This window comes from Nocardioides sp., from assembly GCF_041600255.1.
Classification (GTDB): Bacteria; Actinomycetota; Actinomycetes; order Propionibacteriales; family Nocardioidaceae; genus Nocardioides.
On the sequence record NZ_JBFIKK010000021.1, the window covers coordinates 22,089 to 32,589 of the forward strand.

Consider the following 10,501-nt stretch of genomic DNA (forward strand, 5'->3'; position numbering starts at 1 on the left):
GGGGCCTCTCAGGGGGTGCATCGGGGAGTTGAACCCATGACTTGACCCCTGAGATCTGGCCCTACAGCGCAACGGCGGTGGTGCCGAGACATCTCACGACAGGTCCAGAGACAACGAGGAGAGACGTGGCATCGGAACCGGGTCGCATGCTGCCCTTCCTGGAGGCGGTCGTGAGTCGTGGCGGCTCGGATCTCCACCTCCGGGCGGACGCCCCTGCCAAGGTGCGCATCGGCGGTGCGCTGGTCGAGGTGACCTCGGAGCCGGTGCCGGCCGCGGAGGTCACGGAGATGATCCGCGCCTCGATGACCGACGACGTGCTGGCGACGTACGACGCCTGCCTGGAGGCCGACTATGCCCTCGCCGTGCCCGGGCTGGGTCGTTTTCGCGCGAACGCGTTCCGGACCCGTGGGACCGACGGCTGCGTGCTGCGCCTGATCGGCGACGAGCCCGTGCCCTTGGAGGCGCTGGGCATGCCCGAGGCGGTGCGCACGCTCGCCCTCCGGCCGCGAGGACTGGTTCTGGTGACCGGGCCGACCGGATCCGGGAAGACCACGACGCTGGCCGCGATGGTCGACGTCGTGAACCGCGAGCGCGCCGTGCACGTCCTCACCCTCGAGGACCCGATCGAGGTCATCCACCCCAGCAAGCGGGCGACGGTCACCCAGCGCGAGCTGGGCAGCGACTCGCTGGCCTGGAGCTCGGCGCTGCGCGCCGCGATGCGGCAGGACCCGGACGTGATCCTGATCGGCGAGATGCGTGACGCCGACACGGTCCGCGCCGCGCTGTCCGCTGCGGAGACCGGCCACATGGTGCTCTCCACGCTGCACACCACCGACGCGCTGGAGACGATCCACCGCATCGTCGACTTCTTCCCGCCGCACGAACAACGGCGGGTCCGGGCCTCGCTGGCGGCCTCGTTGGAGGGGATCGTCTGCCAGCGGCTGGTGCCGCGCGCCGACGGCACCGGCCGGGTCTGCGTGATGGAGATCGCCGTGCGCGACGTCCGGCTGGCCGAGGCCGTGGGCGACGCCGACAAGTCGGAGTCGATCCCCGACATCATCGCCGACGGGACCTACTCCGGCATGCAGACCTTCGACCAGGATCTGCTGCGGCTGACCGTCGACGGCACGGTCAGCCCGGCCACCGCCCAGCTCGCCGCCAGCAACCCGCACGACTTCCGGGTGATGCTCAAGCGTGCCGGGTGGCGTCCGGACGAGGCCCGGCTCGGGGGAGTGGGCTGATGGCCACCCCACCACGCACGCTCGCCGCCGCCCCGTCGCAAGCCGACGACACTGCTCCGGCCGAGCCGATGACCGTCGACGCCCTGCTGCGCACCGGTGCCGTCAGCGCCGCCGACGTGGGACGGGCCAGGAGCGCGGCCGAGGAACGGGGGACGTCGGTTCTCGACGCCCTGATCCAGAGCGGGGCCGTCGACAAGCAGACACTGCTGAAGGTGGCGGCCGACCTCGCCCACATCGAGTACGTCGACCTCGCCGAGCGTGGGGTCGACCCGCGGGCCGCCGCGATGCTGCCGCCGGACTTCGCCAAGCGCTCGGGCGCGATCCCGTTCGCCTGGGTGGGCGATGAGCTCCAGGTCGCGGTACCGCTGCGCCGGATCACCGACCTCGACCTCAAGGACGACATCACCCGGCTGACCTCGCACCGGGTGCGCTTCGCCCTGGCCGGGCGTGCCGAGATCGAGCAGCGGATCAACCAGTCCTACCGGGCCGAGGACGAGCTCGCCGGTCTCACCTCGGACCTGGTCGGTGACGACGACGAGGAGCTCGAGGCCTTCGTCGAGGTGGCCGACGACGCTCCGGTGGTGCGCTTCGTCAACCTGCTGATCTCCCAGGCGATCTCGGACCGCGCCTCTGACATCCACCTCGAGCCCACCGAGCACGACCTGCGGGTGCGCTACCGGATCGACGGTGTCCTCCAGGACGCCCACCGGGGCCCCCGCAGCATCGTGAACGGCGTGGTGTCGCGGCTCAAGATCATGGCCGGGATGAACATCGCCGAGCGCCGGATCCCGCAGGACGGTCGACTCACGGTGAGCCACCAGAACAGCACCATGGACCTGCGGGTGGCGACCCTCCCGACGGTCTGGGGCGAGAAGATCGTGGCCCGGGTGCTCGACAACACCAACACCCGGCTGGGGCTCGACGACCTCGGGTTCAGCCCGCACAACCGGGCTCGGTTCTCCGAGGCCTACGGCAAGCCCTACGGGATGATCCTGGTGACCGGTCCCACCGGTTCGGGCAAGTCGACGACGCTCTACGCCACCCTCAACATCCTCAACCAGCCGCAGGTCAACGTGATCACGGTGGAGGACCCGGTCGAGTACCGCCTCCCCGGCATCAACCAGGTGCAGACGAACCCCAAGGCGGGCCTCACGTTCGCCTCGGCGCTGCGCTCGATCCTGCGCTCCGACCCCGACATCGTGCTGATCGGCGAGATCCGGGACCACGAGACGGCCAACATCGCGGTCGAGGCGGCGTTGACCGGTCACCTGGTGCTCTCGACGCTGCACACGAACGACGCGCCCTCGGCCGTCACCCGGTTGATCGAGATGGGCATCGAGCCGTTCCTGGTCGGCTCGGCGCTCGACTGCATCGTGGCGCAGCGGCTGTGTCGCTGCCTGTGCCCGCGCTGCAAGGAGGCCTACACGCCGGACCCCGACGAGCTGGCCGCCCTGCGCCTGGCGATCCCCGAGGGCGGGCCGCGCCAGCTGTACCGCGCGGTCGGCTGCTCGGCCTGTGCGAGGACCGGCTACCGGGGCCGGATGGCGTTGCACGAGGTGATGCCGATCTCGCACGAGATCGAGCGGCTGGCGGTCCAGCGGGCAGCGACCGAAGAGGTGGCCCGGATGGCTCGGCAGGAGGGGATGACGTCCCTGCGCGACGACGGTTGGCTCAAGGTCCTGGCAGGGCGTACGTCGGTGGAGGAGGTGCTCCGTGTCGTGGGGTGAGGAGTTCCCGACCACGCCGGCGCGCGACGAGGTCGTCGTTGCTCTCGACGAGCTGCTGCTGCACGTGGTCGAGACCGGTGGCTCGGACCTGCACCTGACCAAGGGGGCGCCGCCGATGGTGCGCGTCCGCGGCGAGATGGAGGCCGTTCCGGGGTACGCCGTGCTCGAGCACCGGCCCCTCCAGGAGGCGCTGTACGCCGTGATGACCGGCCGGCAGCGCAAGGTGCTGGAGGAGGAGAAGGAGCTCGACTTCGCCTACGCCGTACCCGGGCAGGCGCGCTTCCGGGTGAACGTCTTCTGGCAGCGCGAGTCGATCGGCGCGGTGATGCGGCTGATCCCGTGGGAGATCAAGACGCTGGCCGAGCTCGACCTGCCGGCCGCGGTGGAACGTTTCGCCCACCTCAAGCGCGGGCTCGTCCTGGTCACCGGCCCCACGGGCTCGGGCAAGTCGACGACGCTGGCGGCGGTCATCGACCAGGTGAACCGCACCCGCCGCGGTCACATCATGACCATCGAGGACCCGATCGAGTTCCTGCACGAGCACCGCGGCTGCGTGGTCAACCAGCGCGAGATCGGTCCGGACACGCACGGCTTCCGGACCGCCCTCAAGCACGTGCTGCGTCAGGACCCGGACGTGATCCTGGTCGGCGAGCTGCGCGACCTGGAGACCATCTCGGTCGCCCTGACCGCCGCCGAGACCGGGCACCTGGTGCTGGCGACCCTGCACACCCAGTCCGCCCAGGACACCGTCAGCCGCGTCGTCGACGTCTTCCCGGCCGAGCAGCAGCAGCAGGTGCGCACCCAGATGGCGGCGACCCTGCAGGGCGTGGTCTGTCAGAACCTGATCTCCACCGCCAACGGTCGCAGCCGGGTGGCCGCGGTGGAGGTGATGGTGTGCACCTCCGGGATCCGGGCGATGATCCGCGACGGCAAGCTGCAGCAGATCCCCGGCGCCCTCCAGTCCGGTGCCGCGCACGGCATGCAGACCATGGACGCCCATCTGGCCCAGCTGGTCCGCGACGGACGGATCACCCGGGCGACGGCGCTGGAGCACTGCGCCAACGCCACCGACTTCCTGGCGCTGGTGGACTCCACCATGCGCGGTGGCCAGGGGGTGCACGCGGAGGCGGCCTGGTCGACGACGTCGGTGGAGCCCGGGGCCGGTGTCCCGTGACGAGCCAGCAGTACGACTACAAGGTCCGTGACGCCTCCGGTCGGTTCCGGGAGGGCAGGGTCAAGGCGGCCTCCGAGACCGCGGTGGCCGACAAGCTCCGGTCGATGGGGTACGTGCCCCTCGAGGTCAGCCAGGCCGGCGTGGGGATGCAGCGCGAGATCCACCTCTTCAAGCCACGGGTCAAGCAGAAGGACCTGGCCCTCTTCGCCCGGCAACTCGCCACGATGATCGACTCGGGGCTGACCCTGCTGCGGGCCCTGGGCATCCTGGCCGAGCAGATGGAGAACGCCGAGCTGCGCCGGGTGCTGTCCGAGGTGAAGCTGGCGGTGGAGTCCGGCCACAGCCTCTCCGCTGCCTTCGCGGCGCACGGAGACCTCTTCCCGGCGCTGATGGTCAACATGACCAAGGCCGGCGAGGCGGGAGGCTTCCTGGACACGGCCATGCGGCAGATCGCGGAGACCTTCGAGGCGGACGTCAAGCTCCGCGGCAAGGTGAAGTCGGCGATGACCTATCCGGTGGTGGTCTTCTGCCTGGCGATCGTGATGTGCCTGGGGATGCTGCTGTTCATCGTCCCCATCTTCGAGGAGATGTTCCGGGGCCTGGGCAGCGAGCTCCCGCTGCCCACCCGAGTCCTGGTGTTCCTCTCCCGCAGCATGAAGTACGCCGTCCCGGTGATGGCCCTCGTCGGCGTGATCGGGCTGCACTGGTGGCGCAAGCACGGTCAGGACCCGCAGGTCCGGGCGGTGGTGGACCCGCTCAAGCTCAAGGTGCCCGTCTTCGGTCCGCTGTTCGCGAAGATCGCGCTGGCGCGCTTCTCCCGCAACCTCGGCACCCTGCTGGGCTCGGGGGTGCCGATCCTGCAGTCGTTGGAGATCGTGGGCGACACCACCGGCTCGATGGTGATCGGCCGGGCGTTGCAGGACGTGGCGAGGTCGGTGGCGGCAGGGGAGTCGATCGCCGGCCCGCTGGCCCGGCACCCGGTCTTCCCACCGATGGTGGTGCAGATGATCGCCTCGGGCGAGGAGACCGGCGCGATCGACCAGATGCTGCACCGGATCGCGATCTCCTACGACGAGGAGATCGAGACCACCACCGAGGCACTGACGTCGTTGATCGAGCCACTGATGATCGCCGGCCTCGGCATGGTGGTCGGCGGCATGATCGTGGCCCTCTACCTGCCGATCTTCTCGGTCTTCGACCTCATCGAATGAGCCGGCGGGAAAGCCGGAGAGCGCATCACAGGACTACCACCCGTTCGACGATGCCGGAATGTCCGATCGGACATTTCCTGCCACATTTCGCTGCCTGGTGCCCAGCGGTCCAAACCGGTGCCGACGAGATCGTGACATCGCCTGCGACGGGTCGTTGAGGCGGACATGCGTGGTGCCCACCTGTTCGTCGTCGCGGTTGTCGGGGTGATGCTGACGGCTGCGCTGGCGATGACGCTGCTGGGCTCCCTGTGGACCTCGCCGGGCTGGGGCAACTGCCACGAGGCGGTCGGCGCGCTGCTGCTGCAGACTTCGTGCGCCACCGGGCGCATCGGGCCCTGACCGTCTAGCGGTCGATCTCGCGGTAGTCGCCGGTGCTGGCCGACAACAGGCTCGGGCTCAGGTTGGCCAGGAAGCACTCGTCCAGCGAGATGTCGAGGTTGCCGACCAGGTTCACCGTGTCCGCGAAGATCGTCCCGATGAAGTTGGCCGTGCCGTTCGCCTTGTCCACCGAGCCGTAGGGCGCAGGCGAGGTCAGTACCAGGTTCGCCGTCATGGTCTGGTTCGAGTTCAGCTTGGCGTTGCCACCGTCGATCACGATCAGCAGCGAGCGATCGAGGCACTGCGCACTGCCGGCCGTCAGGCCCGGAGTCCGACCCCAGCCGTTCACGTTGTTGAGGTCGACCTGCGCGCCGGGGTTGCTCGCCGCCAGGTCGAAGAACATCACCGCGTGCGGGGTGGTGGCCGGGTCGGGGCTGGTGAAGCCGGTTGCGCTGGTGAAGTACGTGCCCTGGCTGCGCGCCGTCGCCCGCAGGTCGTCGAGCTGGGCGGAGGTGAAGGCCTGCGTGGAGATCCCGAACAGCTTCCGCAGGCTCGCGTCGTCCTTGATCCAGGAGCCGTTCACGTCGGTCGTGCCATCACCGTCCAGGTCCCGGGGCGCGTAGTACGTCGGGTGGTTGGTCTGGACCGATGAGCACGACGTGCTCGTCAGCGAGCCGCCCAGGTTGTCCTGGTCGTAGGGGTAGTCCGGGTGGCAGGCCGAGGCCTTGTGGATCGCGCCGCTGGAGACCGCGCAGTTCTGGTTGTGGCCGTTGCTGTCGGAGATGTAGCGCGAGGAGTGCACGGCCACCGGGATGCCGTACGCCGCGTCGATGGTGCCCGCGGTCATGTCGATCTTCGATCGGTTCCACACGCACCCGGTGGTGAAGATCGACTCCCGGGTCACACTCGCGCTGCCGCCACCGCTGACGCTGCGCGCGAAGACGCCCAGCGGCAGCGAGGTCAGCGTGGCGACCTCGACGTCGACCTCGAGGGATCGGACGCCCTTCCCGCCGGTGCCCAGCGAGTGCACCCGGAACCGTCCCGACTGGGTCGCCGTGACCGGGGCCAACTGCTCGATCCACGCGGCGTAGGCCTGGCGAGTGGCGGCGTTGATCGTCTCCTGGGTGGGGGCGGAGCTGTTCCCCCAGGAGTTGCTCGGACAGGTCGGCGAGCAGGACAGCCGACGGACCCCCGAACGCCGCAGGTAGGCCAGCGCCTGGGCGACCCCCGCGTCGGCGGCGTCCAGGGCCAGCGCGGCGTCGGCGGAACGACGGGCCGAGCCCAGGTTGTTGACGGTCACGCTCATCACGGTGGTGGCGAGGACGACGACCAGCGCCACGATCATCATCGTGACGACCAGCGCCGCGCCTCGGTCGTGGGGGTCGGGGCGCCTGCGGTCAGTGATCATGTCGAGGCTCCTCGTGCTGGTCCATCGGCCCGCCCCATCAGTTCTGTGCCCGGTTCCGCAGGTCGACCTGCATGTAGAACTCCCGGGTCGCCTTGCCCTCGGTGACGCCCAGGCTGACCGCCACCAGGTCGATCCGCTCGAGCTCGGGGCCGTCGGGCAGGCCGTTGCTGTTGCCGACCGGAGCTCCGGCGCTGTCGAGCTCCTGCCAGGTGGTGACGCCGTCCCCGTTCGCGTCGTACTCCCACAGGCTGCTGCGCAGGCGCAGGGTGAAGGCGCTGACCACCTCGGCCAGGATCGGGCGGGTGACCGCCGTGCCGGCCGCGTCGTTCGCGGTCAGCGTGAGCCGCCCGGTGCCCGGGTCCCAGCGGTAGGTCAGCACCTCGGGGTCGGCGGCGTTGTTGTCCCGGACACCGTTGCCGTTGAAGTCGCTCCACAGGGTCAGCGCCGTGGTGGTGGCACCGCCGAGGTTGCGCAGGTCGACGCGGTCCACCGCGTTGGCCTGGCGCAGCTCGCGCGACATCCGCTCGACGGCCAGCCGCGACTCCTCGGTCACGTCCGCGGAGTCCCGCACCGTCGTGGTGACCCGGGAGGTCGAGACCGCGAAGCCCAGCAGCAGGGTGGAGAGCAGGCCGAAGAGGCCCATCGTCACCAGCACCTCGGCGAGGCTCAGCCCGCGGTCCCGGTGCTCCGGCTCGGCCAGGGGGTCGTGGGTCCGGTCGTGGGGGGTCATCGCTGGTCCTTGGCGCTGCAGCTGAGCACGCCGAAGCTCAGCGAGAGCGAGGAGAGCGGCTCGGGCACCGGCTGGTTGTTGCCGTCGCGGACGATCTGGCCGGTGTCGTCGAGGGTGTTGCGCAGCGGACGGGTGACCACGTTGACGACGCCGGGGATGGCCAGCGAGGCCGTGCCGGCGCTCGCCACGCGACGTACCTGGCCCACGGTCACGGCGGACCAGGAGTCGATCCAGTCGGCCAGGACGCCATGTTCCTCACCGGTGCCGACGCTCGTGGTGGCCAGGTTGATCGCGGCCAACGGGTCCGTGGTCGCGCCGGGCACCACGGTGGCCACCGTGACGTAGCCCGTCGGCGTCCATCGCTCCACGGTCGCGGAGAAGTCGTAGGCCGTGCTCGCGGTGTGCCCGTCGCCACTGACCAGGCAGCGCACCGAGGCTCGGGTCAGCCTGATCCGCAGCAGGCCGTCCGGTGCGAACGAGGTGGGCAGGACGGCGGTCGGAGAGGTGCGGGCGGTGCCGCAGGCGTCCACCACCATCGGGTTCGCGGTGTCGCTGGGCGCCGTGCTCCGCAACCATCCCGACGCCCCGACCCGGACGTTGCTGCCCGTGGTGCCGACCGTGCACGACGACGTCGTGGCGGAGCCGATGGCTCCCTCCTTCAGGCGCACCAGCGGCGAGGTCAGCTTCAGCGAGTCCCGGTAGCTGGCTCCGGCGCCCGCGCCGAACGCCAGCGCCCGGCCACCTGCGCTGGGCTCCTTGACCGTCGCCTCGAGCGGAGCAGCAGGAGAGCCCGCGTTCGGCAGACCGTCGGCGGCCGTCACCACCCGCGACGAGAGCCGGGTGCCGCCCCAGCAGGCCAGGTCGCAGCCGCTGGCGTCCAGTTGTCCGTCCCCGGCGTCCAGGGCCGCGCCGGTGCTGTTGGGGGGCGCGTTCATCGTGGAGGAGGCGCCACCGGCCAGCTGGCCGGTCCCGGTCGCGGCCGTTGCGCCCGCCACGACGGCGTCGACGTTGGTGCCGTAGGTCAGCGAGCCGTTCAGCTTGACCAGACCACTGCTCAGGGTGACCGGGACGGAGTCGGTGCTCTGGCCGCCCAGTTCGAGGGCCGTGACGTCGACGTTGCTGCTGATCCGCTGCACGGTCTGGTAGTGCCGGCTGATCCGGGTGTACGTCGACAGGGGGAACTTCACCTTGCGCCCCCATGGCAGCACGGTCACCGTGACCCCGATCTGCGCGGAGGCCGGCGCGTCCCTGCCGACCACCTGGGTGTCGTAGCCGGTGGGCGGCGACACCGGTGTCGGTGGCTGGGTGTCGGTGAGGAACTGGGTGTCCACCACCACGACGAAGCCCTTCAGGTCCGGGTCGCTGGCGCCGGAGCGGACCTGGCGGAAGAACGCACCGGAGGCGGGCTCCCAGGAGCAGCGGGTGCCGGTGCTGGAGACATAGCCCGAGCTGGCCACGGCCAACGCCACGAAGGCACCGTTCGAGGTGCAGACCGGAGTGCTGGTGGGCGCCACCCGGTGCGGGTAGTAGCGGTCGAAGACGTCGATGTAGTTGCCCGCGGTCGGAGCCACGTGGAAGGGCAGGTTGCGCATCCGCTCGAGCTCGGCCAACGCCAGTGACTTGGCCTGCGTGCTCCGGCGGGCGGTGTCGTTGGACTTGATGCCGACGATCAGTTGGGGGAGCACGGCGACCACCAGCAGCGCGAAGATGCCGATCGCCACCACGACCTCGACCATCGAGAAGCCGTCGTCGCACGCTGGCCCGGCGCGCCCGCCGGCGCGGCACTCAGTGCGTCGAGACACGGCCGGTCAGCCCTTCCACGACCACCCGGTGCACCGTGCTGCTGCCCTGACGGGTGACCCGGACCTCCCCGGGGGTGGCGGTGCCCCGGGAGGTGAACGTCACCCCGGGCGACGTACCTCCTGCGACCGGCACGAACTGGGCGTAGGAGACGTGCAGGTCCTTCGAGCCGGTCGACCACGACCCGGGCAGCGCCGTCTTGGTGGTGGAGTCGCAGCGGCCCCGGTAGAGCCGCCAGGTGTCGGCGGTGGTGTCGAACAGCACGCAGAGCGACGAGGCCTCGGTGACCGCACGCTGCTGGGTCTGGCGGAGTACCGACTGGATGTCGGTGGCCACGCCCCGGTGGGCGCTGGCCCGGGACCAGTTCACCCATCCCGTGGCCGCCACGGTCATCAGCGAGGTCATCAACGCCACGGTGACCATCACCTCGATCAGGGTGAAACCGCTCGCCCGACGAGAGGAGCGCGGGGCGAGGTCAGTGGTCACCGGTCCGTCCTCCGTCCGTCGTGATCGGGGGAGGTCGCGTCACACTCCCGTGGAAGCCTCGGCCTGTGGCACCCATGACTTGAGGACGAAAAAAACATTCGGGAAAAGGGTCAAGTCCCCCGACGCTGCGCCGAGACCTAGTGGTGAAAGGCGCTTGCACCTGGCATCGGATCAGGGACGCGCCGGGAATCCCCCCGACACAGGAGAACGCACCATGATCGCTCGCTTGCAGAAGTCCATGAACGAGAAGGACAAGGGGTTCACCCTCGTCGAACTCCTCGTTGTCATCGTGATCATCGGCATCCTCGCCGGTATCGCGATCCCGCTCTTCCTCTCGCAGCGCAAGAAGGGCGTCGACGCCGGCGTCAAGTCCGACCTCAAGGCCCTCGCCACGATCGAGGAGACC

Annotated in this window: 10 protein-coding genes; 6 read left to right on the forward strand and 4 right to left on the reverse strand. The window is 70.1% G+C overall.

Translation table 11 applies throughout. The annotated features are described in order from the left end of the window. Nucleotides 1-125 precede the first annotated feature (125 nt). The 5 genes from ABZE72_RS04455 to ABZE72_RS04475 all read left to right on the forward strand — a co-directional run bounded on the left by ABZE72_RS04455 (nucleotide 126) and on the right by ABZE72_RS04475 (nucleotide 5,692). Complete coding sequence (locus ABZE72_RS04455; protein WP_372727815.1) at nucleotides 126-1,241, forward strand: type IV pilus twitching motility protein PilT; 1,116 nt, start codon at nucleotides 126-128, stop codon at nucleotides 1,239-1,241. Then, entirely contained in the window at nucleotides 1,241-2,968 is a 1,728-nt protein-coding gene (locus ABZE72_RS04460) for a GspE/PulE family protein (RefSeq protein ID WP_372727816.1), read from the forward strand. The genes ABZE72_RS04455 and ABZE72_RS04460 overlap by 1 nt, the downstream gene beginning before the upstream one ends. Then, nucleotides 2,955-4,142: a type IV pilus twitching motility protein PilT gene (locus tag ABZE72_RS04465; protein WP_372727817.1), complete on the forward strand. Its 1,188-nt coding sequence runs from the start codon at nucleotides 2,955-2,957 to the stop codon at nucleotides 4,140-4,142. Before ABZE72_RS04460 ends, ABZE72_RS04465 begins: the two co-directional genes overlap by 14 nt. Further along, on the forward strand, nucleotides 4,139-5,353 hold the full coding sequence (locus tag ABZE72_RS04470) for a type II secretion system F family protein (RefSeq protein WP_372727818.1): 1,215 nt from the start codon (nucleotides 4,139-4,141) through the stop codon (nucleotides 5,351-5,353). Before ABZE72_RS04465 ends, ABZE72_RS04470 begins: the two co-directional genes overlap by 4 nt. A gap of 165 nt (nucleotides 5,354-5,518) precedes the next feature. Next, nucleotides 5,519-5,692, forward strand: coding sequence for a hypothetical protein (locus ABZE72_RS04475; RefSeq protein ID WP_372727819.1), 174 nt, complete (start codon nucleotides 5,519-5,521; stop codon nucleotides 5,690-5,692). 4 nt (nucleotides 5,693-5,696) lie between these two features. On the opposite strand, the gene ABZE72_RS04480 is transcribed toward ABZE72_RS04475, so the two are convergent. From ABZE72_RS04480 to ABZE72_RS04495, 4 genes are read right to left on the reverse strand one after another with little or no spacing between them, the layout of a single operon-like run. After that, entirely contained in the window at nucleotides 5,697-7,079 is a 1,383-nt protein-coding gene (locus ABZE72_RS04480) for a hypothetical protein (protein WP_372727820.1), read from the reverse strand. A 37-nt stretch (nucleotides 7,080-7,116) separates the two neighbouring features. Continuing rightward, nucleotides 7,117-7,809: a type II secretion system protein J gene (locus ABZE72_RS04485; protein ID WP_372727821.1), complete on the reverse strand. Its 693-nt coding sequence runs from the start codon at nucleotides 7,807-7,809 to the stop codon at nucleotides 7,117-7,119. Further along, nucleotides 7,806-9,611: a prepilin-type N-terminal cleavage/methylation domain-containing protein gene (locus ABZE72_RS04490; RefSeq protein ID WP_372727822.1), complete on the reverse strand. Its 1,806-nt coding sequence runs from the start codon at nucleotides 9,609-9,611 to the stop codon at nucleotides 7,806-7,808. Before ABZE72_RS04490 ends, ABZE72_RS04485 begins: the two co-directional genes overlap by 4 nt. Beyond that, nucleotides 9,595-10,095 (reverse strand): GspH/FimT family pseudopilin, encoded by a 501-nt coding sequence (locus tag ABZE72_RS04495; protein ID WP_372727823.1) that lies wholly within the window; start codon nucleotides 10,093-10,095, stop codon nucleotides 9,595-9,597. Before ABZE72_RS04495 ends, ABZE72_RS04490 begins: the two co-directional genes overlap by 17 nt. A gap of 214 nt (nucleotides 10,096-10,309) precedes the next feature. On the opposite strand from ABZE72_RS04495, the gene ABZE72_RS04500 reads away from it, so the two are divergent. Continuing rightward, on the forward strand, nucleotides 10,310-10,501 hold a 192-nt coding region (locus ABZE72_RS04500; protein ID WP_372727824.1), incomplete at its 3' end, for a prepilin-type N-terminal cleavage/methylation domain-containing protein.